The organism is Enterococcus haemoperoxidus ATCC BAA-382, assembly GCF_000407165.1.
Classification (GTDB): domain Bacteria; phylum Bacillota; class Bacilli; order Lactobacillales; family Enterococcaceae; genus Enterococcus_L; species Enterococcus_L haemoperoxidus.
Genome location: NZ_KE136479.1, coordinates 319,310 through 345,741, shown reverse-complemented (window position 1 = coordinate 345,741; position 26,432 = coordinate 319,310). Strand labels below are relative to the sequence as shown.

At 37.2% G+C, this 26,432-nt stretch carries 24 protein-coding genes and 1 riboswitch; of the genes, 6 read left to right on the top strand and 18 right to left on the bottom strand.

All coding sequences use genetic code 11. The annotated features are described in order from the left end of the window. The first annotated feature begins 23 nt into the window (after positions 1 to 23). Positions 24 to 776, top strand: coding sequence for a MurR/RpiR family transcriptional regulator (locus tag I583_RS01655; RefSeq protein WP_034683009.1), 753 nt, complete (start codon positions 24 to 26; stop codon positions 774 to 776). A 24-nt stretch (positions 777 to 800) separates the two neighbouring features. Here the strand turns inward: I583_RS01655 and I583_RS01650 are convergent, their stop codons facing one another. The 5 genes from I583_RS01650 to I583_RS01630 all read right to left on the bottom strand — a co-directional run bounded on the left by I583_RS01650 (position 801) and on the right by I583_RS01630 (position 5,240). Beyond that, complete coding sequence (locus tag I583_RS01650; RefSeq protein ID WP_010762811.1) at positions 801 to 2,129, bottom strand: 6-phospho-beta-glucosidase; 1,329 nt, start codon at positions 2,127 to 2,129, stop codon at positions 801 to 803. Between the two features lie 176 nt (positions 2,130 to 2,305). Then, the gene (locus I583_RS01645; protein WP_010762810.1) at positions 2,306 to 2,827 is read right to left on the bottom strand and encodes a GNAT family N-acetyltransferase; all 522 of its coding nucleotides are present in this window, start codon (positions 2,825 to 2,827) and stop codon (positions 2,306 to 2,308) included. Continuing rightward, a complete protein-coding gene (gene tsaE, locus I583_RS01640; protein WP_010762809.1) occupies positions 2,824 to 3,297 on the bottom strand; it encodes a tRNA (adenosine(37)-N6)-threonylcarbamoyltransferase complex ATPase subunit type 1 TsaE in 474 nt (157 codons plus the stop codon). The genes I583_RS01645 and tsaE overlap by 4 nt, the downstream gene beginning before the upstream one ends. 125 nt (positions 3,298 to 3,422) lie before the next feature. Further along, the gene (pta, locus tag I583_RS01635; protein ID WP_010762808.1) at positions 3,423 to 4,403 is read right to left on the bottom strand and encodes a phosphate acetyltransferase; all 981 of its coding nucleotides are present in this window, start codon (positions 4,401 to 4,403) and stop codon (positions 3,423 to 3,425) included. Positions 4,404 to 4,556: 153 nt separating this feature from the next. Continuing rightward, positions 4,557 to 5,240, bottom strand: a complete 684-nt coding sequence (locus tag I583_RS01630) for a uracil-DNA glycosylase (protein ID WP_010762807.1) — start codon at positions 5,238 to 5,240, stop codon at positions 4,557 to 4,559. A gap of 193 nt (positions 5,241 to 5,433) precedes the next feature. Between I583_RS01630 and I583_RS01625 the strand changes: the two genes are divergently transcribed. After that, positions 5,434 to 6,303, top strand: coding sequence for a Cof-type HAD-IIB family hydrolase (locus I583_RS01625; protein ID WP_010762806.1), 870 nt, complete (start codon positions 5,434 to 5,436; stop codon positions 6,301 to 6,303). Between the two features lie 42 nt (positions 6,304 to 6,345). Further along, entirely contained in the window at positions 6,346 to 6,861 is a 516-nt protein-coding gene (locus I583_RS01620; protein ID WP_034683006.1) for an LURP-one-related/scramblase family protein, read from the top strand. A 23-nt stretch (positions 6,862 to 6,884) separates the two neighbouring features. Here I583_RS01620 and I583_RS01615 read toward each other — a convergent pair whose 3' ends face one another. The 3 genes from I583_RS01615 to I583_RS01605 all read right to left on the bottom strand — a co-directional run bounded on the left by I583_RS01615 (position 6,885) and on the right by I583_RS01605 (position 10,212). Next, complete coding sequence (locus I583_RS01615; protein WP_010762804.1) at positions 6,885 to 7,454, bottom strand: GNAT family N-acetyltransferase; 570 nt, start codon at positions 7,452 to 7,454, stop codon at positions 6,885 to 6,887. A gap of 508 nt (positions 7,455 to 7,962) precedes the next feature. Then, positions 7,963 to 9,138: a 3D domain-containing protein gene (locus I583_RS01610; RefSeq protein ID WP_010762803.1), complete on the bottom strand. Its 1,176-nt coding sequence runs from the start codon at positions 9,136 to 9,138 to the stop codon at positions 7,963 to 7,965. Between the two features lie 228 nt (positions 9,139 to 9,366). Continuing rightward, complete coding sequence (locus I583_RS01605) at positions 9,367 to 10,212, bottom strand: putative ABC transporter permease (RefSeq protein ID WP_010762802.1); 846 nt, start codon at positions 10,210 to 10,212, stop codon at positions 9,367 to 9,369. Positions 10,213 to 10,462: 250 nt separating this feature from the next. Between I583_RS01605 and I583_RS01600 the strand changes: the two genes are divergently transcribed. Together I583_RS01600 and I583_RS01595 are read left to right on the top strand one after the other, a co-directional pair. Continuing rightward, positions 10,463 to 12,187 (top strand): ABC transporter ATP-binding protein, encoded by a 1,725-nt coding sequence (locus tag I583_RS01600; RefSeq protein WP_010762801.1) that lies wholly within the window; start codon positions 10,463 to 10,465, stop codon positions 12,185 to 12,187. After that, positions 12,184 to 13,947, top strand: coding sequence for an ABC transporter ATP-binding protein (locus tag I583_RS01595; RefSeq protein ID WP_010762800.1), 1,764 nt, complete (start codon positions 12,184 to 12,186; stop codon positions 13,945 to 13,947). Before I583_RS01600 ends, I583_RS01595 begins: the two co-directional genes overlap by 4 nt. Positions 13,948 to 14,008: 61 nt before the next feature. Here the strand turns inward: I583_RS01595 and I583_RS01590 are convergent, their stop codons facing one another. Together I583_RS01590 and mgsA are read right to left on the bottom strand one after the other, a co-directional pair. Next, on the bottom strand, positions 14,009 to 14,545 hold the full coding sequence (locus I583_RS01590) for a folate family ECF transporter S component (protein ID WP_010762799.1): 537 nt from the start codon (positions 14,543 to 14,545) through the stop codon (positions 14,009 to 14,011). A 162-nt stretch (positions 14,546 to 14,707) separates the two neighbouring features. Beyond that, positions 14,708 to 14,831, bottom strand: a riboswitch (THF riboswitch). 72 nt (positions 14,832 to 14,903) lie between these two features. Then, positions 14,904 to 15,326 (bottom strand): methylglyoxal synthase, encoded by a 423-nt coding sequence (gene mgsA, locus I583_RS01585; protein WP_010762798.1) that lies wholly within the window; start codon positions 15,324 to 15,326, stop codon positions 14,904 to 14,906. A 186-nt stretch (positions 15,327 to 15,512) separates the two neighbouring features. Here mgsA and I583_RS01580 point away from each other — a divergent pair, with 186 nt between their 5' ends. Next, positions 15,513 to 16,622: an ABC transporter ATP-binding protein gene (locus tag I583_RS01580; RefSeq protein ID WP_010762797.1), complete on the top strand. Its 1,110-nt coding sequence runs from the start codon at positions 15,513 to 15,515 to the stop codon at positions 16,620 to 16,622. Between the two features lie 47 nt (positions 16,623 to 16,669). On the opposite strand, the gene I583_RS01575 is transcribed toward I583_RS01580, so the two are convergent. From I583_RS01575 to gcvT, 8 genes are all read right to left on the bottom strand, one after another. Next, the gene (locus tag I583_RS01575) at positions 16,670 to 17,302 is read right to left on the bottom strand and encodes a hypothetical protein (protein WP_010762796.1); all 633 of its coding nucleotides are present in this window, start codon (positions 17,300 to 17,302) and stop codon (positions 16,670 to 16,672) included. A 366-nt stretch (positions 17,303 to 17,668) separates the two neighbouring features. Next, positions 17,669 to 19,333: a formate--tetrahydrofolate ligase gene (locus I583_RS01570; protein WP_010762795.1), complete on the bottom strand. Its 1,665-nt coding sequence runs from the start codon at positions 19,331 to 19,333 to the stop codon at positions 17,669 to 17,671. Positions 19,334 to 19,384: 51 nt separating this feature from the next. Next, positions 19,385 to 20,572 (bottom strand): M20 metallopeptidase family protein, encoded by a 1,188-nt coding sequence (locus I583_RS01565; protein ID WP_010762794.1) that lies wholly within the window; start codon positions 20,570 to 20,572, stop codon positions 19,385 to 19,387. Between the two features lie 133 nt (positions 20,573 to 20,705). Beyond that, positions 20,706 to 22,088: a dihydrolipoyl dehydrogenase gene (gene lpdA, locus I583_RS01560; protein ID WP_010762793.1), complete on the bottom strand. Its 1,383-nt coding sequence runs from the start codon at positions 22,086 to 22,088 to the stop codon at positions 20,706 to 20,708. Between the two features lie 18 nt (positions 22,089 to 22,106). After that, positions 22,107 to 23,546: an aminomethyl-transferring glycine dehydrogenase subunit GcvPB gene (gcvPB, locus tag I583_RS01555; RefSeq protein WP_010762792.1), complete on the bottom strand. Its 1,440-nt coding sequence runs from the start codon at positions 23,544 to 23,546 to the stop codon at positions 22,107 to 22,109. Then, positions 23,543 to 24,859, bottom strand: a complete 1,317-nt coding sequence (gene gcvPA / locus I583_RS01550; protein ID WP_010762791.1) for an aminomethyl-transferring glycine dehydrogenase subunit GcvPA — start codon at positions 24,857 to 24,859, stop codon at positions 23,543 to 23,545. Before gcvPA ends, gcvPB begins: the two co-directional genes overlap by 4 nt. A 3-nt stretch (positions 24,860 to 24,862) precedes the next feature. Next, positions 24,863 to 25,246: a glycine cleavage system protein GcvH gene (gcvH, locus tag I583_RS01545; RefSeq protein ID WP_010762790.1), complete on the bottom strand. Its 384-nt coding sequence runs from the start codon at positions 25,244 to 25,246 to the stop codon at positions 24,863 to 24,865. 24 nt (positions 25,247 to 25,270) lie between these two features. Next, on the bottom strand, positions 25,271 to 26,356 hold the full coding sequence (gene gcvT / locus I583_RS01540; RefSeq protein WP_010762789.1) for a glycine cleavage system aminomethyltransferase GcvT: 1,086 nt from the start codon (positions 26,354 to 26,356) through the stop codon (positions 25,271 to 25,273). Positions 26,357 to 26,432: the final 76 nt, after the last annotated feature.

Below are 26,432 nucleotides of genomic sequence, written 5' to 3'. Positions count from 1 at the left end.
TTAAGAAGAAAGTAGTGGATATCTTGTTATTCTTAGATCACAGTCCAGATTTGAGTCCTATCGACTTAGAAATTTATAAATATATTGCCTCTCATATTGATGAAGTTGTTTATATGCGTATTCGTGAATTAGCGAAAGAAACCCATAGCAGCACCGCCAGTATTTTACGCTTTTGCCGAAAATTTGGTTGCGAAGGGTTCTCTGAATTTAAAATCAAATTGAATTTATATCGAAAATCCTTAGCTGAACCTGTCACGACGCACGCCGTAGATGAAACTTCTTTTACTAATTTTATCCAGCGATCTACTGAAGCGTTTTATCAAGAACGGATTCAGGCCGCAGCAAAATTACTATCTGAAAAAGATCTTGTCTTGTTTATCGGAACAGGCTCATCCAATATTATTGCTGAATATGGTGCATTGTATTTCTCTTCTATTTTTAGTATGGCTTTTCATATTGAAGATCCGATCAATCATCCAGTCAATTTTTTTAATAAAAGTATGGCGAAAAATGTGTGCGTGATTGCTCTTTCTGTCAGTGGGGAAAATGAAGCAATTATCAATTATCTGAATCATTTTATTACAAATGACAGTTCGATCATTTCGATTACAAATAGTGAAAAATCACCAATAGCCGCACTTTCAGATGTGAATATTCCTTATTATATTTCAACAGAAAGAATTGGCGATAGCGATATTACTTCGCAAGTTCCTGCACTTTACACAGTTGAATATTTAGCAAAAGAAGTCCAAAAACAAAAACAAGACCACTCATAAAAATGAGTGATCTTGTTTTTTTACTTACTTACCTTCTTTAAAAAAGGCTGGTAAATATTGCTTGTGCGCTTCCAATAATTCATCCATTACTTCTTTAGCAACATCGCCACTTGTAATTAATGGATTCATTGTAAATGCTTGTAACAATGTACCGTAATCGCCTGTAACGGCTGCCTCAATCGTTAATTCTTCCATTGATTTCATCACTTGTAGCAAGCCACGTTCTTGTGGTTTGAAGCTACCAAAGTTATAAGGAACTGGACCTTTGCCAGTAATCGTGCAGGTTACTTCTACTGCACTTTCAGCTGGTAGATCTGTGATTGTACCGTTATTTCTCGTGCTGACTGTCATTGTTGTACGTTTGTCATTATGAATAGAGTTGATGATTTCACATGCCGCATCACTATAGCGAGCACCGCCACGTTCTGCTAATTGCTTTGGTTTGTAGTCTAAGTTTGGATCTTTATATAATTCAAACAATTCATGTTCGATTTCTTTGACTTTTTCAGCACGTGTGCCATTGTTTTTGAAGTCTTCTAATTCTTCTGCTAACATTTTATCTGTATAATAATAGTAATTGTGGTAAGGACAAGGAACCATGTGTAGATTTTCAACTTGTTCCCAAATCAAATTATTGTCTTTGATGTTGGCTACGATCGATTTTGCATCGTCTTGTCCGTACATTACTTTAATTAGTTCATCTGTACGGTCTTTCCCGTTTTTATCTGTAATTGTATGCCAGTGTAAATGATTGATCCCAGCAAATTGGAAGAATAAATCACGATTGTCTTCTCCTAACAATGCTGCTTCTTCAAATACTGCATTAACTGGAATGTTACACAATCCAACAACTTTATCCCAGTTTCCATAACGTAATACAGCTTCTGTTACCATACCAGCTGGGTTGGTAAAGTTGATCAACCAAGCGTTTGGACAAAGTTCTTTCATATCTTCTACGATGTCTAAAATCACAGGAACGGTTCTCAACGCTTTAAAAATACCGCCAGCTCCATTTGTTTCTTGACCAATCAATCCATGGCTTAATGGGATGCGCTCATCTAAAATCCGTGCATCTAAAAGTCCTACACGTAATTGTGTTGTCACAAAATCGGCATCTTTTAATGCTTCACGACGGTCTAATGTTAAATGAACTTCACAATCCACCCCAGCTGCTTTGACCATACGTTTAGCCATTGCACCAACGATTTCTAATTTTTCTTTTCCTGCTTCAATATCAACTAGCCATAACTCGCGTACTGGCAATTCATCATATCTCTTAATAAAGCCTTCAACTAATTCTGGTGTATAACTTGATCCTCCACCGATAGTCACGATTTTAATTCCTTTTGACATTTCCTTCAGCTCCTTAAGTGTTTTATCTGACCTAAGTATAGCCTTTTACCAAGTAAGAATATATAGAGAAGAAGAAAGTGGTTACATAGTAAAGGAAGAAGTAACCTGTGACATTTGAGTAACGAGGTGTTACAAAAAAAGGATTGAACAAACTTTCTTGTTCAATCCTTTTTAACTCAATCAATCATCATACTCATTAAATGAACATCTAAAAATTCTCCGTCATCCGTTTTCGCACCTCGAGGCATGATTGCTTCTGTCGTAAAACCAATTTTTTCATAAACATGAACTGCACGTTGATTTCGATGTTGGACAGTTAATTCCAAGCGGCGAATAACTTCACTTTCTTGCGCCCATGAAATTAGTTCTTCCATCATTAAACTCCCTAAACCAAAGCCCCAAAAATCCTTTAAAATGCTGATACCAATCTCTCCAATGTGTTCCATGCGCTTTTTCGCTGATGCTTTGACAGAAGCCGTTCCTATGACTTTCCCGTCTGCTAAAGCAACCATCAACACGTTATTGGGAGATTCATACAAGTTTGCCAAGTTTTCACTCATCTCGTCTGTCGTCATTTCCATGCCTTTTTCATCCATTACAAGATAGGGAGTCTCTTTTCCAACGATTCTTAAGGCTTGTAGAATATCTGCAGCATCATCTGGAATTGCTTCTCGAATTGTAAATTCAACCTCTGTCATGTACGTTCCTCCATTTTTTGCTCAATACGGCTTAAAAACTGTTCTGATTTTTCCCCAAAAGCTTGAATTAGTAGTTTTCTTTTTTCCATGTCTTCTGGATCTTTTTCAATCGTGATATCTAAATAGTCAGCTGGTAAAAATTCTCCTAATAATTTCCCCCATTCAACAACACATAAGCCATCACCTTCAAAATATTCCTCTAAACCAAGATCGTCTGCTCCATTTTCAATACGGTAGACGTCCATATGATACAGTGGCAAACGTCCTTGCTGATACTCGCGTATAATAGTATACGTCGGGCTCTTGATCATCTGATCGATCCCTAGACCTAATGCGATCCCTTTTGTCATTGTAGTTTTCCCTGCACCTAAATCGCCAGAAAGAATAATCGTGTCTCCTTGATCAGCGACTGAACCGATGATCTTTGCTATTGCTTCCGTTTCTTTTGGATTATTGATCCTACTATCCATTTTTTCACCTGCCTATTTAAACATTTCGTATTTCTATGTAGTGTAGTATACCGAATTTTTGCAAAAAAAACTAGAGAACTAAGACATAACGCTAAACGTTTTGTTTTAGTTCTCTATAGCTTTTATTAGTTCATTAATGTTTGTGCAGCTGTAATAATAGATAATTTGTAAATATCTTCTTCATTTGCTCCACGAGATAAATCAGAAACTGGTTTGTTCAATCCTTGTAAGATTGGTCCAATTGCTTCAAAGTTACCTAAACGTTGTGCAATCTTGTAGCCAATATTTCCTGATTGTAATTCTGGAAAAACAAAGACCGTTGCTTGTCCAGCTACTGGTGAATTAGGTGCTTTTAATTGAGCAACAGAGGCTACGTATGAAGCATCAAATTGTAATTCTCCATCGATTTCAAGTTCAGGTGCTAAGCTTTTAGCAATTTTAGTTGCTTCAACAACTTTATCAACCTCAGGTGCTTTAGCAGAACCTTTTGTTGAGAAGCTCATCATTGCAACTTTTGGATCGATATCGAATAATTCAGCTGTTTTTGCACTATCAACGGCAATCTCAGCCAATTCTTGCGCTGTTGGATTCACATTGATCGCACAATCTGCGAAAATGTATTTTTCTTGGTCACGGCCACGAACCATGATCATCGCACCACTTGTACGGCTAACACCTGGTTTTGTTTTGATGATTTGTAGGGCTGGACGAACTGTGTCTCCAGTTGAGTGGATTGCACCACTGACCATCCCATCAGCAAGGCCCATGTAAGTTAGCATTGTTCCAAAATAGTTGACATCTTTCAAAATCTTGCGTGCATCTTCTTCAGTGACTTTACCATTACGACGTTCAACAAACGCTGTAACCATTTCTTCCCATCCATCATAATTATCTGGATCGATAATCGTAAAGTTAGATGCCTTGATTCCACGAGCATGTGCTGCTTCAACAATGGCTTCTTGTTTTCCGATCAAGATAGGTTCCATTAACTCTTCTGCTTTCAAACGAGCTGCAGCTCCTAAAATACGAGGATCTGTTGCTTCTGGGAAAACAATTTTGATGTTACGGCGAATGACTTTAAATTTTAAGCTATCGAATAATTCCACGATATACCCTCCAACTGATTATTTATACAATCTAATCATACACCATTCTCCAAGAAAATAACAGTTATTTATAGCTGTATTAGTGTAAAAAATGTTGATTCTGATATTATTTTCACAAACTTACCATACTGCACTATAACAGAGCGTCCTGTTTTATGACACTGTATCAGGCAATTGCCAGTTGATTGGAGTCTCTCCTAATTGTTGTAACGCTTGGTTAGTTTTAGAAAATGGCTTTGATCCAAAAAAACCACGATGAGCAGCTAGCGGACTTGGATGCGGCGATTTGATGATAATATGTTTGTTTGTATCGATCATCTTGATTTTTTCTTGTGCTGGTTTGCCCCATAAGATAAATACGATTGGCTTATCACGCTCATTTAACTTTTTAATAATGGCATCTGTAAGGTTTTCCCAGCCCTGTCCCCGGTGCGAATAGGCTTGGCCATTGCGAACAGTTAAAACAGTGTTTAATAAAAGGACTCCTTGCTTCGCCCAACTTTCTAAAAAACCATGTGAAACAGGCGGATACCCCAAATCTGCTTGAAGTTCTTTATAGATATTCATTAAAGAAGGTGGTGTTTTGACCCCAGGTTGTACAGAAAAGCTTAAGCCATGTGCTTGATTCGGTCCATGATAAGGATCTTGCCCTAATATCACAACTTTTACTTCTTCATATGGCGTTAGTTCTAATGCTGAGTAAATATTATACATATCTGGATAAATCGTTTGAACGCTGTATTCCTGTTTTAAAAATTCTCGTAAGTTTAAATAGTATTCTTTCGTAAATTCTTCTTCTAAAACTTCCTGCCAACTATTATGAATGATTGCTTTCATTAGTTGCCCTCCTTGATTAGATTGATTCCAATATTTAACTCTTAATAAGTAAAGCTTCTATTCTGACAATTTTCTTTTACACTTTTAGCATATCTGATTTTTTAAGATGTGACAAGAGAATTTTTTCTGCACTGAAATGGAAAAAACATGGTAAACTATAGATAAGTTAAATAAACGAGGGGTAGAAAATTTTATGATTAAATTGATTGCTTCAGATATGGATGGAACACTACTGGATTCAAAAATGGGGATTTCAAAGGACAATGTTTCTGCTATTAGAGAAGCCGAACGTCTAGGGATCGAATTTATGGTTGCCACTGGCCGAGCATACGCAGAGGCTAAACCTGCTTTAGAAGAAGCTGGGATCGAATGCGCGATGATTACTTTAAATGGTGCTAAAGTTTTTGATAAAGCAGGTAACTCACTATTCACTGCTGGAATCGAAAAAAAGACAGCCAATGACATCTTAGATATATTAGATGCCAATGACATTTATTTTGAAGTGTCGACTAATAAAGGGATATACTCTGAACAACAAGAAAAAAGAATTGAAAATTTTGCTTCTCATATCGCCACTACAATGCCACATTTGACCTATAAAGTAGCAATTGCGATGGCTGCAGCTCATTTATCATTGTTGGATATTACTTATATCGAAGATATGCGTACCTTGATTCAACAAAAAGATATCGAAGTTTTGAAAATCATTGGTTTTAGCATGGAAGGACCTAAAGTACTAGCTCCTGCAAGTACTCAAATCAGGGGACTTGCAGACTTAGTTGTTACTTCTTCTGCTCAAAATAATATTGAAGTCAATCATAAAAATGCACAAAAAGGAATTGCAGTGGCTCATGTCGCAAAAGAACGTGGGATTTCCGAAAAAGAAGTCATGACGATCGGTGATAACTTTAATGACGTCAGTATGTTGCAATGGGCCGACGTTAGTTTCGCAATGGGAAATGCCGAGTTGGAAGTAAAAGATCATGCCAAATATATTACTTCTACCAATTTAGATAATGGTGTAGGTGAAGCGATTTTACGAGCAATCAGGGAAGATTTATAATCGTTCAAGCTGCTTAACAATAACGAAAAGAGGTGAGATATGGTGTCTGAGTTTTTTATTCAAGAACAACAATTGAGTAAGGTCACAAGAACCCTTGTCAAAGACGAAGACGGCAAGTCCATTTTCTTACTTGTTGGCCGCTGGGGAACACGTGGAGACGCACTTTCTTTATACACGATGAGTGGTGAGTTAGTTGCTAGTATCAGGCAGACATCATTTGCCTTTGGTTCACGTTTTGATTTGTATAAAGGATTTGAAAAAGTTGGTGTCCTAAGAAAAATCTTAAATTTAAATGCTGATTTTTATTATATTCAACATATGCATTGGACTGTTTTAGGCGATATTAGGAATCATCGTTATTCCATTTATCAAGTCAATCGCAAAGTGATGGAAATGAGTAAAGCAACTCTTTTTTCTGGTAATTACTTTAGCTTGGAAGTTGCTGATGATGAAGATGCGCCGTTATGTATTTGTGTTGCTGCCGTCTTAGATTATTGGTTGTATAATAAAAAAAAGAATCAGAATCATAAACCAATCATTGGTTGGGGAACTTGTTAATATAAAGTAAAAATCAGCGAGTGTTATTCGCTGATTTTTTTCTGCATATGATCGTACAGATGGCCACTGATCATCATCTCAGTAACATCTTTAAAGCCTTTACGGCTATACAATTTTTTAGCATTAGGATTTCCTTTATCCACACTTAATCCAATAATCTCTTTACCATCTCTTTTAGCCATTTTTGGCAAAGCATCTAGTAATTTAGACCCAATTCCTGTTCCACGATATTTTTCATCGACAGAAATCGAATCTAAATACCATTCATTCGGCAATGTTTCGGGGTCGATAAATATTCTGATTTCTTCATCCAAATTGTATTTACTTAAAACTTTTTTTAGTGGTTCATCAATTATTGGCTCATCTTCATTTGGATAACCAAATGCAATTCCAGCAACCTGTCCATCTTCTTCATACACTAATCCTCGTTTATAGCCATAACGATAGATTGGATCTTCTACTGCTTCAGCCAAGACAGCCAAAAGCGTTTCTTCTGGAATGATTTCCAATAAAGGTAATTCCATATCTTTTAAAATAACTAAAATTAACGGAGCAATAGCCTCTCCGTCTTCTTTTGTTGCAAAACGAATCATTGTTATTCCTCACTTTCTTTATTGAAGTGTAACATTTATTTTTCTTTAATGCATTACATTCACTTTTTTTTTAATTTGTTTTAATAATTAGAATGAAGCGCTTGTGATTCCATTCAGTTCTCTAACAAAAATTGCTTTTCTTACAAAATGAGGTCGAGACGAAAGCGTTTAGATCAGAAAAATAAGAGGGTCTTCACGAAAATTGCCAAGTTTCACAGTGAGCTTGTGAACTGATGATAGTTGGTACCTACTTGGTGCTCTTCAAATTTTTGTGAACGAGTAGTATTGCGCAACATCAGTTCATTATATTCACTGTGTTTTACAACAATTTCAGCGTATTTCCGAAGCCTTCAAAACTTAGTGCTTTAGCACTTAGAATTCGATGTGATCGAAGCATAGTAGCTGTTTTTTCTCGCCGTTTATTCGTATCTAGTGCGCGAAATAAAACTAATCTTTAGTTTTGGTTCCACCCACAAAAAAAAGACGCTCAATGAGCGTCTTCATTGTTTTATTGAATTGTGACTTTAACATTATTTCTACGTCCCCATGTTAAACATTGGTCAACTGTAGGGAAATGAACGTCAATGATATTGCCTTTGATTGCGCCGCCAGTATCACCAGCAACTGCAAATCCATAGCCTTCTACTTGAACAAGTGAACCTAGCGGAATCACGCTTGGGTCAACTGCAATCACATTGCTTTGTGAGCGAAGATCAATCCCTGTTGCTGTAATAAAGCCAGAACCTGCTTCTCTCCATGAGTAAGCTGTTGATTGCATGTATAGAACACGACCATTTGCTTCACCATTCCCCGTCTCTCCACCAGTGCTTGGTACTTCTTCTGGTTGAGATGGAGGTGTAACGACTGGTTGTTCTTCACTGCTAGAACTAGAGCTTGAACTGTCGCTTGACTCACTACTTGATGAAGAACTGTTGCTTGAGCTTGACGATGAAACAATATCAGCTTTTCTTTGAGCTTCTTTAGCTGCCTCTTGTTGTTTGCGAGCTTCAGCTGCTTTTTTCTCATCAGTGATTCGTTTTTCTTCAGTCTGTTTTTGGCTGGCAATTTGTTGTAACGCTTCTTGATTATCAGATAATTGCTGTTTTAAGGTTACAACTTGTTCATTCATTGCTGATGCTTCATCCTGTAATTTTGATTCGTTGGTTTGTAATTCTTCTTGTTTATTTTTTACAGTTTCTTGAAGCTCAGATAATTTTTCTTTATCTTCAGATAGACGATCGATTTTTTCTTTTTCTGCATTTTGTAAAATAGTCATCGCATACGCTTTATTAAAGAAATCTGATACACTTTCAGCATCTAATAATACTTGCCATGTACGTTGTTCCCCGCTTAGCTGGACATCTTTCATACGATTTCCAACGACTTCTTTACGGCGTGCAATACTTTGTTCTGTCACTGTGATTTCAGCTTCAGAGTTTTTGATTGTTTCTTCAGCTTTTGAAATATCTAATTTGAGTTTTTCAATTTCAGCGTATTTTTCATTAACATCATTCAAAGCTGTATTGATATCTTCGCTAAGTGATGCTCCCGTTTGTGAAGCTTGCGCCTCTTTATCCTTCAGCTCGTCTAATGACTCTGCTGCGGCTCCAATTGGAAGAGCGACATTTACTAGCATGATAGCAGCTAAAAATGGTATCAATTTTTTTACTTTCACTGAATCCAACACCTTTCCTAACTAAATCCAACTCCACCTATTATACTAATCTATAGGGCTTATTTTATTTCAATACTGTTACAATTTGTTACGTTTTAGCGAAAACAGCCCTTTTCCTGTAACATTGTTCGCTTTAATTCGCCTCATTTTATTTCTGATAGTCTCATAAATACCCATATAAATCAAGGTTTCTATCAATTATGGAACACTAAAACAGACTGTTATACTCAATACATATTACTTACTATTTTTTTTGTTTTTATTGATGATTTGTTGAACTTCAGAAGGATTTTTCACATTTTTCAACTTTAAATTGGGATAATTTCGTACCCACCGTTTTTGATTGAAGCTCATATGTGTTAATAATTTTTTGATTGTTGGTGTGTCTTTAAACTCTTCCAACCAAGAAGTTCTTTCAGCTGCTTTTAGCTGCTTGCGCTCATTGAATTCTTCTGACACAGATTGTTTTAGTTCGGTTAGATTAGCAGACAGTTCATCCCGTTTTTCAGTCAACACAGCAGATAGTTCTTGTTTGCGATCTTCTACCGCTGTACTGATTTGTGCCGTGACTTTTTTAAAAGACTGCATGTTTACTAAAGTATAAAACAAATCACTCACGATCAGGAGCAATAAAATAATTGGTAGCAGAATACCAAATTTTTCAGATAAAAATCGTTCGAATAACATCACTTTGGGATGGATGACACGTACGATCAGTACACAACCGATTCCCCAAAATAACGAAACAGGCAAAGCGACGCGCCCATTAATATTCAGTGGTACATCTTTATAATCCCACCAAGAAGCATGAAATAACTTTTCTAACCCGTAACTCGTGATATACTCCAAAATAGTAACTAAAATCGTTGATAATAAATATAAAATGACAATATTTTGTTTTAGTGGCTCTAAAAAATAGAGAACGCCTAAAATACCAAAACCGTAGATTGGACAATAGGGTCCTAATAAAAAGCCTCGATACACAAACTTACCAGCTTTTAATGAGCAATAAACGGTCTCCCACAACCAACCGATAAACGAGTAGATAAAAAATAATAAAACGATTTTAATAAATTCATTCATATATTTTCTCCTTTAAATAAGCATTTGCTATTTATTGTATCAAAGAACTATAGGTTTGTGCGAGCAACTTTATTATCAAGAAAAATTGATATACAATAGAAGAGAAATCTTTTTATAAGAATAATCCGCTCATTATCCGTTTATTTTCAGCTAAAACAAAAAGATGTTAGCATGTAGTCTTTCGTTTTGCAGACTAACTTCTCGGAAAAGATAATTGAGCCGGCACACTTTTAAACTTAGGAGGAATCCCATGTTCAGTCTACTTACTTATGCAAAGAAATACCGCAAGCAAATTATTCTTGGACCTTTTTTCAAGTTTTTAGAAGCTTGTTTTGAATTAGTTTTGCCCTTATTTATGGCTCGTTTAGTGGATCAAGGGATCAGAAATAATGACCGATCTTATGTGCTACAAATGGCTGGATGGATGCTTTTGATGTCTGTGATTGGATTAATCTGTGTCATGATCTGTCAATATTATTCCTCAGTTGCGTCTCAAGGTTTTGGAACAGAGTTGAGAAATCAGTTAATGAAAAAAATCAACCAGCTTTCCCATGCGGAATTAAATAGTTTTGGAACTGACACTTTGATTACGCGTATGACCAATGACATCAATCAGTTACAATTGGCTTTAGCCATGTTGATTCGCCTTGTGATTCGTGCACCTTTTTTAAGTATTGGTTCTGTCATAATGGCTTTTTATATCAATGTGCAAATGGGATTGATTTTTCTACTTATGCTGCCAATCTTTTGCCTTATTCTTTATTTCATTATAAAAACGACAGTGCCCTTATATAAAAAAGTACAAGAAAAGTTGGATTTGTTAAACAGACAAATCAGTCAAAATTTAAGTGGTGTTCGTGTCATTCGGGCTTTTGCTAGAAAAAAAACCGAAGAAAAGCATGTCAATGAAGTAACGGATGATCTTTCTTCTATTTATATTCGTGTTTCTAACATTTCAGCCTTATTAACTCCTGCTACTACCCTAGTAATGAATCTTGGTATTTTAGCTTTGCTATATCTCGGCGGTATCAAAGTCGAAATTGGTGGATTACAACAAGGTGAGGTATTGGCTTTGATCAACTATATGAATCAAATGTTGCTTGCTTTGATTGTTGTGTCAAATTTGGTTATCATTTTTACTCGTGCTTCTGCCTCTGCGTCAAGAGTTAGTGAAGTATTATCTGTAGAGCCAAGTATTCAATCAGATAATGAGGATATTTCTATAAAAGGACAAACAGCAGGAATTGTATTCGATCATGTCTCATTTCGCTATCAACCATCTGCAGGATTAGCACTGACTGATATTTCTTTGAAGATTCCAGCAAATTCTGTGTTAGGTATCACTGGACCCACTGGCGGTGGTAAAAGCACCTTAACACAATTAATTCCTCGTTTTTATGATACGAGCGAAGGAAATCTATTTGTTGATGGTCTCAATGTCCGTGACTGGCCTCTAGATAAACTACGCAAAAAAATCGCAATTACACCTCAAACCGCTGTTTTATTTACGGGAACGATTCGAGAAAATCTTCAATGGGGCAAAGAAAACGCGACGGATGAAGAATGCTGGCAAGCATTAGAAACTGCTCAGTGCAAAGATTTCGTTGAAAACCTAAGTGACGGTCTAGATACAATCGTATACGAAGGCGGGAAAAATTTTTCTGGTGGTCAAAAACAGCGTTTAACGATTGCCCGTGCCTTGATTCATAAACCAGACGTTTTAATTTTAGATGACTCTTTAAGTGCTCTAGATTATCAAACAGATCTAAACTTGCGAACAGCTTTACGTCAAGATTTAAAAGAAACGACCCTGATTTTAATTTCACAACGAATCAGTTCGATTCAACAAGCGGATCAAATTCTAGTTTTGGCTAGTGGAAAACAAGTTGGTCTAGGAACTCACGAAGAATTATTACACTATTCAGAAGCCTACCAAGAAATTGTTGCTTCACAAGAGGAGGAAACTATATCATGACAACGAAAAAAACAACAATTAGTTCATTTACTCGTTTCATGCCCTATTTGCTCCGATATCCTAAGGAAATGATTGCTGCCGTTATTCTGGGTATTCTTAGTGGATTAACAACTGTTTTGATGACTTACTATATGGGAAAATCAGTTGATACAATGATTGCAAAAGGTAATGTTGATTTCTCGATTCTTTTGAAATTTCTGAGCACTTTAGCTGTTATTTTAGTGATTACAGTGATCAGCCAATGGTTGATTCAGCGTTTAGGTAACCGTGTTTCTTATCTTTCAGTTGCAGAACTGAGAAAAGATGCCTTCGCTCATTTAAATCGTCTGCCTTTAAATTATTATGACCAAACTTCTCATGGTAATATTGTCAGCCGTTTTACAAATGATATGGATAATATTTCTGTGGCTAGCTCTGCTGTTTTTAACCAATTATTCTCAGGATTATCTGTGGTGATCATTGCATTTTTCTTTATGCTTAAATTAAGCCCAATCCTTACTGCAGTTGTGTTGATTGCGACACCAATTATTTTTCTAGTTAATTGGGTCGTTGCAAAATCATCACAGAAAAATTTTTCCGCTCAGCAAAAAATCGTAGGTGAAATTTCTGGATATGTGTCTGAAATGGTTGGTAATCAAAAAATCGTCAAAGCCTTTCAGCAAGAAAATGTTTCTCAGCAACGCTTTGAAGCTTTGAATCAAACGTTATATGTACGTGGTCAAAAAGCACAGTTTTCATCTTCACTAACAAACCCACTGTCACGTTTTATCGATCATTTAGCTTACTTATCTATTGGTCTTGTTGGAGGTTTGTTATTGTTAAGTGGTCATCAAGCTATCACGATCGGTGTTATTTCTAGTTTTACGATTTATTCTAGCCAATTCTCTAAACCTTTTATCGAATTATCTGGAATCACAACCCAAATTCAAACTGCTTTAGCAGGACTTGATCGGACCTTTGAAATTATCAGTCAACCTGAAGAAAAACCAGATGGTGAACATGCATTTGCGTTAACTGAGGTTACTGGTAAAGTGGTGTTCGATCATGTAGATTTCGCTTATACACCATCAAATCCATTGATTCAAGATTTTAACTTAACGGTTCTTCCAGGAGAAACTATTGCTATCGTCGGAAAAACAGGTGCTGGTAAATCAACACTAGTTAATTTATTAATGCGTTTTTATGAAGTAGACAACGGGCAAATTTCGATCGATGATCACAAAATCACCCAAGTCACAAGGGATAGCTTGCGGAAAAGTTTTGGAATGGTTCTACAAGACACTTGGTTATTTGATAGTACGATCCGGGATAATCTGACTTATGGAAAACCTGATGCAACTGATGCGCAAATTGAAGCAGCTATGAAGAAAGCCTATATTTTTGATTTTGTCACCCGTCTACCTGAAGGTTTAGATACGTTGATTGGTGCTAGCGGAATCAAAATTTCCGAAGGCCAAAGACAACTGATGACAATTGCTCGAACAATGATCAGTGACCCACCCATGTTGATTTTAGACGAAGCGACTAGTTCTGTTGATACGTTGACGGAAAAAAACATTCAAGATGCGTTCTTACAGATGATGGATGGCCGTACAAGCTTCGTAATCGCTCACCGTCTTTCCACGATTAAAAACGCAGATAAAATTTTAGTCATGGATCAAGGTTCTGTGGTTGAAATCGGTAGTCATGATGAATTGATCCATAAAGAAGATGGTTATTATCATGCGTTATATGACGCTCAGTTTAAAAATCAATTATAAGTAGAATAGGTATTAAAAAACCTCAAACTTCCTTGGGATGTAGGATAGTTTGAGGTTCTTTTTATTTAAAATTTGTTAAGGATTTACTCAAAAATTGCTTATAAGGAACTTTATTCCCTAAATAGTAAGTAGCAACTACTTGTATCGGGAAAAAGATGATATTCTTCACGATTCTAGGTGCCCACCAAGCAAGATTGGAAATATTCACACCGTACATCAGTCCAAGCCACAATGGGGTCAAAAACATGTGAATAATCAAAGTGACTGATAACGTCGCCATGATTACTCGTTTCCAAGTTAATTCCTTCTTGTAATAAAAGAACCCATAAATTGCACCAGAAATAAATGCATTCAATGTGAACCCAGGAAAATAGGGTCCTTTGGGAAATAACAACATACCGACTGTATCCGCTACGGCACTGCCTATCCCAGTCCAGAATGGCCCAAAAAGAATGCCCATCAATGACTCTGGAATAAAGGTCAAACTAACTCGTAAAAATTGGGTTTCAAACGAAATAAATCGTGTGAAAACTACCATTAACGCAATCAATAAACTCATCAGCGTAATGGTTCGTGTATCAATTTTTCTTTTCTTCATTTCTAGCATCTCCTCTAAGAGCTGCTACACAAAATATGCAGCGAATGCGAAAACAAAACCGCGAATACAGAAAAGCGGAACGAACTCGTTCAGCTCTGACAGAAAAATAGGGAATACTGATTGTGGCGCTTTTTGCCACTAGCATTATTCATCTTTTTTCCGAAGAGCTAGTTCGTGTAGCTAGATCATAAAACTGGTCTAGCCATTTCACTATTCTTATGTATTCTTCGTCCGAAAGGCAACATCCCATCCTTTCAGCACTTAACGCTTTATTTCCTACTCTGATTTATTTAGGCCTAAGCCTAAGTGAAATATAGCATATTCCCTACATTGCTGCAACAAACTTTGACTAAAATAGTTAAAACGATAATGGTCTATTATCTGTTTCGTGAACCACATTTCTAAAGTCGACAAACCCCGCTTGCAATCCTCTTAATAAAATTTCAGCCGTTCCGATATTGGTTGCCAAAGGAATCTCATACACATCGCTCAAACGAATCAGCGCTGTAACATCAGGTTCATGAGGTTGTGCTGCTAATGGATCTCGTAAAAAAATCAGCATATCTAATTTATCTTCTGAAATAATTGCCCCGATTTGCTGATCTCCACCTAATGGTCCAGACTTAAACCGATGAACAGGGAGTCCAGTAGCTTCTGAAATTTTCAAACCAGTCGTTCCCGTAGCAAAAAGTTCGTGTTCTTTTAATATCGGTTGATACGCTAAGGTCAGCTTGACCATCAATTCTTTTTTACGATCGTGTGCTATCAATGCAATTTTCATCCGTGATCCCTCAATTCATTTCTTTTTCTTATTATAACAAACTCTTCCATTATAGAGTTAAAGGAATGTTTGCTTCTTTGTCACTTTGACGAAAAATTGCATTCTTTCTTGTGCAACCTTCCGTTGAGAATGTACAGCGCTTTCATTTATACTAAGGATACAATAAAAAAGAAAAGAGTGACGACGATGGTAGAAATGGCGTTAAAACATGTCTATAAAAAATATGATAATGCAGAAAATTATTCTGTAACTGATTTTAACTTAGAAATTGCTGACCGTGAATTTATCGTTTTTGTAGGTCCTTCTGGTTGTGGTAAATCAACTACACTAAGAATGATCGCAGGACTAGAAGATATCACAGAAGGTGAACTTTCAATTGGGGATAAAGTAATGAACGACGTTGCACCAAAAGATCGGGATATCGCAATGGTTTTCCAAAACTATGCGCTATATCCTCATATGACTGTTTTTGACAATATGGCTTTTGGTTTAAAACTACGTAAATATGACAAAGCTGAAATCAAAAAACGTGTAGAAAATGCGGGAGAAATTTTAGGGCTGACTGAATATTTACACCGTAAACCGGCTGCTTTATCTGGTGGGCAACGTCAACGTGTCGCCTTAGGTCGAGCAATCGTGCGTGACGCGAAAGTGTTCTTGATGGATGAGCCTTTATCCAACTTAGATGCAAAATTACGTGTCGCAATGCGCGCTGAAATCGCAAAATTACATCGTCGTCTAGAAACAACGACCGTTTATGTTACCCATGACCAAACAGAAGCTATGACTATGGCTGATCGGATCGTTATCATGAAAGACGGCTTTATCCAACAAATCGGATCACCAAAAGAAGTCTACAATACACCGAATAACATCTTTGTCGCAGGCTTTATTGGATCACCTGCTATGAACTTCTTTAACGTTACATTAAACAACGGAGTCATTCGTGATGGACATGGATTGGAACTTATCATTCCAGAAGGGAAAAATAAATTATTAGTTGAAAAAGGTTATGAAGGAAAATCAGTTATTTTTGGCATCAGACCAGAAGATATTCACAGCGAGCAAGTTGCCTTAGACACAATGAACGATGCGGTGGTTCGCTCTGAAGTTGTGGTATCTGAACTATTAGGTGCTGAAACAATGCTTTATACAAAATTAGGCGATACAGAATTCATCTCAAAAGTAGATGCTCGTGATTTCCATAAACCTGAAGAGATGGTCGATTTAGCATTCAATATCAATAAAGCGCACTTCTTCGATCCAGAAACGGAACAAGTGATTAAATTGCCTTAATTGCTATATAAAAAAATGAGTAGCGTATAAATCCGCTACTCATTTTTTTATACCATTGTTTCTGTCTCTTGGGGAAGGATGTTTACTTTTGCTTGTTCCAATTTTTTAGCCTGACTAAATATTGGAATATCAAATTGTTTACTTAATGCATTCGCTACAAAATAAGCAATGTTGTAATCGATCAAACTATGGATCAATCCGCCAATCCCCATCAACAAAAAGATCGAGTACATGTACCCTTGTGAATAATAAGTTTCCGGCATATTTCCCATTGTATAAAAAACACTTACTACAGCTAATTCAGCAGCAGAATGTATTAAGCCAATTGCAAAATTAAATAATTGAAAACGACCATTGAATATAACAAATTTATTTTTAGTCAAAACGATCGTTGGATGTTTTTCCAAATAAAACGCCCCTATGAGTGCAAAAAGTAAATGAGAAAGTGCTCTTAAAGCTATGATCGGTGTTGCCGACAGAAAGAAACCAAAGCCTGTACCTAAACTAACCGCAATTGCAACTCCGGGTGAAAAAAACATCGCTAAAAATACTGGTACATGACTAGCTAATGTAAAAGAAGCTGGTCCTATCGTGATTCGCGGCATAACCATTGGAATGATGATCCCCATTGCAACAAGTAAAGCTGAAATCGTTAAATGTCTGACTGAATTCTTTTTCATGCTCTCCTCCGATGTGTCTTGACATGTATGATACTATTTATTTTAAGGGAGAAACACTTATGTGTCAAGACACATATCCGTTTATTTAATTAGAGGAAGCCGAGACAAAAGCGTTTAGCTCCGAGAAATAAGAGGGAATTCACGAAAATGGCTTTTCAAATTTTTGTGAATTCCAGCTTATTTCCGAAGGATCTGTTTTTTTCTCGCCGTTTATTCGGATTTAGAGCGCGAAACAAAACTTTTTTTTAGTTTTGTCCCACGCTAAATTCGGTTTTTGAACCACTATCATTAAAAACCTCAATCATTCGATCTGTACTTGATCAAATGATTGAGGTTTTCGTTTATCACTTAATTGTTGGATTCATTCTAGAAAAGACCCACAATTTTCCCATCAGAATCAACGTCAATTTTTTCATAAGCTGCTTTTTTAGGTAATCCAGGCATCGTCATCACTGTTCCTGTATACGCAACGATAAATCCTGCTCCAGCCGAAATCTTGATGTTACTGATCGTAATCGTAAAGTCAGTTGGTCTTCCCAATTTAGTTTGATCGTCTGACAATGAATATTGTGTTTTAGCCATACAAATTGGCAAATGACCAAAACCAAGTTTTTCCAGTTTAGTGATTTCTCTTTCAGCAATCGGGTCATACCTTACAGCGCTTCCACCGTACACTTTTTCCACAATTGCACTAATTTTTTCTTTGATTGACAGTTCATCTGGATAAGCAAAAGAGAAATGATTTTCTTGCTCTGACAAACGAACAACCTCTTTTGCTAGTTCTTCTCCACCAGCTCCGCCATTTGCCCAGACATCTGAAAGAACCACATTCACATTGCGTTTTTGACATTCTTTCTTCACAAGATCAAGCTCTGCATCTGTATCTGTAGGAAATTTATTGATTGCCACAACCGTTGGTAAGCCAAACACAGTCGTTGTATTTTCGATATGTTTTAAAAGATTTGGCAATCCAGCTGTTAATGCCGCAATATTTTCGTCGCCAAGTTGATTTTTGGGCACGCCACCATGCATTTTAAGCGCACGGACAGTTGCTACTACAACGACAGCTGAAGGACGAATACCCGATTTTCGGCATTTGATATCGATAAATTTTTCTGCGCCTAAATCTGCACCAAAACCACCTTCCGTCACAACATAATCAGCTAATTTTCTAGCAGCATTGGTTGCGATCACACTGTTACAACCGTGAGCAATATTTGCAAAGGGTCCGCCATGAATCAAGGCAGGATTATTTTCCAATGTTTGAACTAAATTAGGTTTGATTGCCTCTTTCAATAAAGCCGTCATTGCACCTTGGGCATTTAATTCTCTCGCTGTAACTGGCTGATTGTCGTACGTATACCCAATAATAATATTACCTAAGTTTGTTTTTAAATTTTCGATATCATTAGATAAACATAAAATGGCCATAATTTCTGATGCCACAGTGATTTCAAACCCATCTTCTCTAGGAACACCATTGACCCTAGCACCTAGACCATCAACCACATGTCTTAATTGACGATCGTTCATATCGACTACTCTTTTCCATGTAATTCGGCGATTATCAATTCCTAATTCATTTCCTTGGAAAATATGATTATCAATAATAGCTGCTAGCAAGTTGTTCGCTGCACCGATTGCATGAAAATCACCGGTAAAATGAAGATTGATATCTTCCATCGGCACAACTTGAGCGTAGCCACCGCCAGCGGCTCCTCCTTTGATCCCAAAAACAGGTCCTAAAGAAGGCTCTCTCAATGCAATAATTGCATCTTTGCCAATTCGATTTAACGCATCCCCTAAGCCAACAACCGTTGTTGTTTTTCCTTCACCAGCTGGTGTTGGTGTGATGGCGGTAACTAGAATAACTTTCCCTTTTTTGTCGGCTGTTATTTTTTCAACTTCGATTTTTGCTTTATATTTTCCATATAATTCAAACTGGTCTTCATCCAACCCAATTTTTTCTGCTACTTTGGTGACAGGTAACATGGTTGCTTCTTGTGCAATTTTAATATCTGTTTTGACCACTTTTTCTCCTCCGCTTCATTACCCGTTTTTTATTAAAAAGTATCACGAATTTTAGTCTTTTTTCAACCAGGACATTGCTGTATCTGCGTAAACTTTCGTTCCCTCGACTAAGACTGATTCATCAAAAATAATCGCTGGATTGTGAAGATTGATATTTTCTTCTGATGCCACCAATAGAACGGTCGTTGTTGGAATCAATTGACTGATCTCACCAAAATCTTCACTCCCCATAAGAGGAGTTGATGTTGGAATAGCAACAATTCGTTCAGCTCCGAAGGTTTCTGTTAATGATTCTTTCGTAAAAGCCGTCAACTGTGGATCATTCACATTCGTTGTACAACCATTGGTGAAGATCACTTCCGCTTCGGCGCGAAACGCTTTCGCAATATTTTCTGCCATGACTGTCATTCGTTCTTTGACTTGTGTACGAACATCTTCTTTTAAGGTACGTAGTGTCCCTTTCATCACGGTTGTTTCTGGAATAATATTCGAAGCACCTGGGGTACCTCCAGTAAACTCACCGATCGTTAGTACAAAACGTTCTTCTGAACCGATTTCTCTCGCTGAAAGTTCTTGTAAGGCTGTATAAATATGAACGGCTACGTTGATTGGATCGATCGATGTCTCTGGTTGAGAGCCGTGCCCACCTCGTCCTTTGATATTGATTTCAAACCAGTCAGCACTGGCCATAAAAGTTCCAACTGGTGTCGGCATGATTTGTCCGGCTTTATATCCTTTAAAAGGAAAAACGTGGATCATCATCCCTGCATCTACTTTAGGATTTTCCAATACATGATTATCGATACAGTCTTTTGAGCCAGAAAGAATTTCTTCACCTGGTTGAAATAGTAATTTTACTTGACCCTCAAGTTCATCTTCGAAATTTTTTAAAAGTTTAGCGGCTCCAAGTAACATCGTTGTATGCATATCATGACCACATGCATGCATATAGCCATTTTCAGATTTAAACGGAAGATCAGTTAATTCACGAATCGGTAGTGCATCCATATCCCCTCGCAGTAAAAATGTTTTCCCAGTCTTTTTACCAGCGATAACTGTGATACCTGATTCTCCACAAGGATGTGGCTCATAACCATACTCTGTGAGCTTCTCTTTTACAAAAGCAACCGTATTTGGCAACTTCATACCGATTTCTGGATTTTGATGAAGATGTCTTCTAATTTGAATCAGTTCGTCTTCTAAGCTATCGGCAAATCTCTTTTGATTTTCTGTCAGCATTATTTTTCTCCTTTTCATTTAAAGCTAGTAGCTTCTGATGCCATTGTAAAAACCAATAATACAAACAAAACTAACGGATAAGAAGCTTCTCTTATTATAGTACCAAAGATTTCAGATTATTGGTCCTATTTTTTTATTTTTTAGGAATTGTGTGGATTCCAAGACCTTGAAGATTCTCATACGCTTCTCCTATACCTTCATTATAAGTTGGATGCGGATGAATGATGGCAGTCACTTCATTAATCGTTAATCCATTAACAATCGCAGTTGTAAACTCACTGATCATGTCCGTTGCTCGATCACACATCAACTGTGCGCCAATAATTTTTTTGCTCTGTGCATCTGCAATGACTTTGATAAAGCCTAAAGAAGCCCCTGCAATCATCGTCTTCCCATTGCCTGCCATATTGTATTTGCCGACTATTACTGAACTGTTTTGATCTTTTGCCCTAGTTTCTGTGATACCAACAGACGCGATTTCCGGTGTTGTATAGACACAAGAAGGAACAACATTTAAGTCATACTCAACAGGAAGTTGATTCATTGCTAAAACAGCATTCACACCTTGAGCAGAAGCCAAATGTGCGAGTTGTATGCCACGACTCGCTACATCTCCAATCGCATAAATACCTTTGATGGATGTTTCAAAATAATCATCAACCCAAATGCTTTGATTTTCAATTTTCACATTCAACTCTGGTGCAAAAACCCCTTCAAAATTTGATTTCCGACCTGTAGCAATCAAAATTGCATCAGCTTCTACAGTATTTTCTTTCCCTTTGGTAGTGTAAGTACATGTCAAATACTGATCTCTAAAAATAGTTGTAACAACGGCCTTTGTAACCACTTTGATGCCTTGTTTCTTCAAAACCAACGCTAATTTCTTTGAAATCTCATTATCAAAATTCGGTAATAATGTAGCCGCCGTTTCAATAATCGTTACTTCACAGCCCAACTCATTAAAAATCATAGCAAACTCTACACCGATCACGCCACCGCCGATAATAGTCATTTTTTTATAATCATTTGGTTCTGTTAAAAGTTCATTGCTCGTTAATACGCCTGGTAGATCAATTCCTGGGATCGGTGGAATAGTTGGGGTGGAACCTGTCGCAATCATGATTTTTTTGGTCTCGTAAGTAGTTTCATCTATTTTGATTACACCTGCTTTGATAACTTGAGCTTTCCCAAAAATCAATTCGATTTTATTTGCTTTGACTAAGCCTTCAATTCCTTGAACTAGATTATCGACGACTTTATTTTTCTTCGCATAGAGTTCTTCCATATTGATTTGAAGATTACTGACCTTGATACCATTTTCGCTAGCGTTTTTGATTTCACGGACTGTTTCAGCCGAATGTAATAATGTTTTAGTTGGAATACACCCTTTATTTAAACAAGTACCACCAACACGATCATTTTCAACAAGCGCTACTTTCATGCCCAACTGAGCTGCTTTGATTGCCGCAACATAACCACCTGGACCCGCACCGACCACAATCAAATCATACTTCACCTTTTTATTCTCCTCTCCTTAATTCGCTTTAAAATCATACCGAACAATTGGATGTCTAGCCGCTCTTACTTCGTCTACTCGATGGATTTGCGCGTGTAATGGGTAAGCATGAAAGGCTTCTGGATTTTTATGTGCCTCTTCATAAAGCTTACGGTAAACTGCAATTGCATCATCCATTCGTTCTTTTGACTCAGTTTCAGGAGGTTCTACCATTAACGCTTCTGGCACCGTCAGTGGGAAATACATTGTTGGTGGATACATATTATGATCCAGAATTCCTTTAGCTACATCTAATGCTGAAACACCTGTTTCTTTCTTCAATTTATCTAAACTCATAACAAACTCATGCATACAAGATTCACCATATGGCACTTCAAAAATATCTTTTAATTCATGGAGCATATAATTAGCGTTCAACACTGCACTTTTAGAAGCTGATGAGATCCCCTCTGATCCTAGAAATAAGATATAAGTCAATGCCCGCAAGAACACCGAAAACTGACCATAAAATCCTTTAACCATCCCAATTGAATACTCCGGTTTGGTAAAAGTGATTTGCGAACCTTCTTTGACTGGATAATAATTAGGTAAAAATGGTTTTAATAAAGTTTTACACCCTACAGCGCCAGACCCTGGTCCACCGCCGCCATGCGGAGTTGAAAAAGTTTTGTGTAAATTTAAATGAATGATATCAAACCCCATATCTCCCGGACGTGCAACACCCATAATGGCATTTAAATTTGCACCATCATAATAATTCAACCCACCAGCATCATGAACGATTTTTGTGATTTCTAAAATATTTTTATCAAAAATCCCTGCTGTATTAGGGTTTGTCAGCATCAAGCCGGCCGTGTCTTCTCCAACTGCAGCTTTTAAGGCCTCGATATCGACACATCCGTATTTATCGGAAGGAATGTTGACCGTAGTCATGCCAGTCATCGCCACACTTGCAGGATTTGTTCCGTGAGCAGAATCAGGTACAATAATTTTATTTCTTTGCCCCTGACCATTTTTTTCATGATATGCTTTGATCATCAATAAACTCGTAAACTCCCCATGAGCTCCAGCTGCTGGTTGAAAAGTAATCGCATTCATTCCAGTAATTTCTTTTAGCAGCATTTCTGTCATGGTAAAAACTTCTAGTGATCCTTGAACAGTATGTTCCGGCTGCAATGGATGAATAGCAGCGAAAGCTGGAAAAGCGGCCATTTCGTCGTTTATTTTAGGATTATATTTCATCGTACATGAGCCCAGTGGGTAAAATCCATTATTGATTCCAAAAGTTGCATTGGCTAATTCTGTGTAATGACGGCTGATTTCCGGTTGAGGAAGTGAAGGTAGATTCAGTTCTGTTTGACGTTTTAGTTCTTCTGGGAGATCGGTAGTCGGCACATCACAAGGTGAAATCATTTCATTATAATATCCTTCTACGCTACGTTCAAAAATCAATTTCATTGAACACATACCTCCTTCACCAATTCAACGGCTTCATCTATTTGTTCTTTAGTATTCATTTCTGTAACACACCATAATAACCCTTGCTCTGTAGGATAACCACCTAAAATATCATGTTCTTCTAATTTAGCTAGTATAGATTCAGTTGCTACTGGAAATGTTGTAACGAATTCATGGAAAAAAGGGTTCTCATTATTTCGTTTTACGCCATTGATTTGACTTAATTGATCAGCAAAATAGTGTGCTTTACTATAACATTGCTCTGCTACTTCTTGAATCCCGCGTGCACCCATCGTACTCATGTAAACAGCATTCGTTAACGCGCAAAGTGCTTGATTTGAGCAGATATTAGAAGCTGCTTTCTCTCTGCGGATATGCTGTTCACGTGCTTGCAACGTTAAAACGAACGCACGGTTACCAGCTTCATCTACCGTTTCTCCAGCGATACGACCTGGTAATTTTCGAATCAATTTTTCTTTGGTAGCAATAAAACCAATATAGGGTCCACCAAAAGCTAACGGCAACCCAAATGGTTGTGAATCTCCTACTGCAATATCAGCATTAACTTCGCCAGCTGTTTTCAAAATTGTACTAGCAACTGGGTTCACGCTCATAATGAACTTAGCTTTTGCTGTGTGAACCATTTCAGCTATCGCTTCCACAGGCTCGATCCCGCCATAATAATTTGGCTGTTGAACGATGAAACAAGCACTTGTATCATCTAATTTTTCTTGTAAAACAGCTAAATCGGTCAGCCCGTCTTTTTCTGGAATCATGATAAATTCAATATCTCTAGAACTAAAATAGGTCAATGCAGTTTGGATCGTCATGGGATTAGTCGTTTCTGAAATCAGCACTTTCAACCGTTTTTTCTCTAAACACATATTGATTGCTTCTGCTGCCGCTGTTGCACCATCATAAACAGAAGCGTTCGTAGCATCCATTCCAGTGATTTCACAAATCATCGTTTGATATTCAAAAATCGACTGCAATAAGCCTTGACTGATTTCAGGTTGATAAGGTGTGTATGATGTCATGAATTCTTCTTTCGCTGAGATTTGTTTTACAATAGCCGGGATATAGTGATTATACGCACCTGCACCACGAAAAATACTTGAGAAAACTTTATTCTTCTTCCCCATGTTTTCCAAAATACGTCGCACTTCAAACTCTGACTTCCCTGCTGGAATATCTAGTTTTTCTACGATCATTTCCTTTGGAAGAACTTGATAAAGATCGCTCATCTCTTTTAAGCCGATCGTCTTTAGCATTTCTTGTTGTTGTTGTTCTGTTGATCCAAGATAGTTACCCATTCCTTATGCCTCCTCAGATTCTTCGCAGAATTTCTTGTATTCATCAGCGCTCAGTAAGTCTTCGATTTCTTCGACTCCTTCCACCTCGATCAACCATGACTCTAAAGGTGCTGAATTAATCAGTTCTGGACTATCCATCAACTCTTCATTGATTGCTGAAACCGTCGCTGTGATTGGAGAATATGCTTCTGATACAGCTTTAACAGACTCAATATCAGCAAATGACTCACCTTTGATTACCTCGTCGCCTTCATCTGGTAAATCAATAAAAACAATATCCCCTAACTGATCTTGTGCATAATCGGAAAGGCCGATCCTTACTTTATCTCCATCAAACAGTACCCACTCATGTGATTTTGAAAACTTCATTTCTGCTGTATTTGCCATATTAAACGACTCCTTTTCTTCCAATTATTTTTTTACAAACGGTATTGCGACAACTTCAGCTGTAATTTTCTTGCCCCTTACCTCTACATCAATAGGTGAACCTATTTCTACGATGCCTTTTTCAACTAAAGCCATCGCACAAGCTTTATTAATAAACGGACACATTGTACCAGAGGTTATTTGTCCAATTTTTTTACCATTGAAATAAATATTCGCCCCTTCACGTGCGATTCCTCTTTCTGTTAGCTGTAGACCGATTCTAGTGATTTTGGGCTCTCCTTTATCAAGGATTGCTTGTTTACCGATGAATTCTTTTTTATTCATTTTGACAGCAAAGCTCAGATCCGTTTCAAGTGGCGTGATTTCTTCCGTCATTTCGTGACCATAAAGCGGCATTCCAGCTTCTAATCGTAACGTATCACGAGCGCCCAATCCGCATGGAATAATGCCATATTTTTGACCTGATTTTAATAACAAGTCCCATAATTTAAGTCCATCTTCTGGTCGACAGTATAATTCATATCCAAATTCACCTGTATAGCCTGTTCGCGACAAAATACAGGACACACTCCCAACATTAGCGTCTTCAACAAAGCTATAATACTTTTTAGGAATCTCTTCCTCTTTGGTTAGTTGTCCAATAATTTCTTTGGCATTTGGTCCTTGTAATGCAATCTGAACAAACCGATCTGATTGATCTGAAAACTCAACTTCACCGAATAAGTGCTGTTTCATCCAAGTTACATCTTTTTCTCTATTTGCTGCATTGACCACTAATAAATATTTTTCAGCGCTACATTTATATACGAGTAAATCATCAATTACACCGCCGTTTTTGTTACACATCAAAGTGTATCTAACACGACCAATTTCCAAATTACTAAAATCATTTGTTAATACATACTGCAAATTTGCTAACGCATCTTTTCCTTCATAAACAACTTCCCCCATATGGGAAACATCGAATAGTCCTACTTGATTTCGAACGGCTAAATGTTCTTTGATCACACCGCCATCTTTATATTGGACAGGTAGCATGTAGCCAGCAAATGAAACCATTTTCCCGCCTGCTTTAAGATGTGCATCGTATAAAGGTGTTTTTAAATCCATCTTTTCTACTCCTTTGCTTCTTTTTATTTTTCGTTCTTTACTAAGACACCTCCAAACTAAAATAACGATATAAAAA

Excerpts from the sequence above, each read along its gene's own strand:
- I583_RS01650 (WP_010762811.1), bottom strand. The coding sequence starts at position 2,129 with ATGTCAAAAGGAATTAAAATCGTGACTATCGGTGGAGGATCAAGTTAT.
- I583_RS01645 (WP_010762810.1), bottom strand. The coding sequence starts at position 2,827 with ATGACAGAGGTTGAATTTACAATTCGAGAAGCAATTCCAGATGATGCT.
- tsaE (WP_010762809.1), bottom strand. The coding sequence starts at position 3,297 with ATGGATAGTAGGATCAATAATCCAAAAGAAACGGAAGCAATAGCAAAG.
- I583_RS01630 (WP_010762807.1), bottom strand. The coding sequence starts at position 5,240 with ATGAAAGCAATCATTCATAATAGTTGGCAGGAAGTTTTAGAAGAAGAA.
- I583_RS01625 (WP_010762806.1), top strand. The coding sequence starts at position 5,434 with ATGATTAAATTGATTGCTTCAGATATGGATGGAACACTACTGGATTCA.
- I583_RS01615 (WP_010762804.1), bottom strand. The coding sequence starts at position 7,454 with ATGATTCGTTTTGCAACAAAAGAAGACGGAGAGGCTATTGCTCCGTTA.
- I583_RS01605 (WP_010762802.1), bottom strand. The coding sequence starts at position 10,212 with ATGAATGAATTTATTAAAATCGTTTTATTATTTTTTATCTACTCGTTT.
- I583_RS01600 (WP_010762801.1), top strand. The coding sequence starts at position 10,463 with ATGTTCAGTCTACTTACTTATGCAAAGAAATACCGCAAGCAAATTATT.
- I583_RS01595 (WP_010762800.1), top strand. The coding sequence starts at position 12,184 with ATGACAACGAAAAAAACAACAATTAGTTCATTTACTCGTTTCATGCCC.
- I583_RS01590 (WP_010762799.1), bottom strand. The coding sequence starts at position 14,545 with ATGAAGAAAAGAAAAATTGATACACGAACCATTACGCTGATGAGTTTA.
- mgsA (WP_010762798.1), bottom strand. The coding sequence starts at position 15,326 with ATGAAAATTGCATTGATAGCACACGATCGTAAAAAAGAATTGATGGTC.
- I583_RS01580 (WP_010762797.1), top strand. The coding sequence starts at position 15,513 with ATGGTAGAAATGGCGTTAAAACATGTCTATAAAAAATATGATAATGCA.
- I583_RS01575 (WP_010762796.1), bottom strand. The coding sequence starts at position 17,302 with ATGAAAAAGAATTCAGTCAGACATTTAACGATTTCAGCTTTACTTGTT.
- I583_RS01565 (WP_010762794.1), bottom strand. The coding sequence starts at position 20,572 with ATGCTGACAGAAAATCAAAAGAGATTTGCCGATAGCTTAGAAGACGAA.
- gcvPB (WP_010762792.1), bottom strand. The coding sequence starts at position 23,546 with ATGAAATTGATTTTTGAACGTAGCGTAGAAGGATATTATAATGAAATG.
- gcvPA (WP_010762791.1), bottom strand. The coding sequence starts at position 24,859 with ATGGGTAACTATCTTGGATCAACAGAACAACAACAACAAGAAATGCTA.
- gcvH (WP_010762790.1), bottom strand. The coding sequence starts at position 25,246 with ATGGCAAATACAGCAGAAATGAAGTTTTCAAAATCACATGAGTGGGTA.
- gcvT (WP_010762789.1), bottom strand. The coding sequence starts at position 26,356 with ATGGATTTAAAAACACCTTTATACGATGCACATCTTAAAGCAGGCGGG.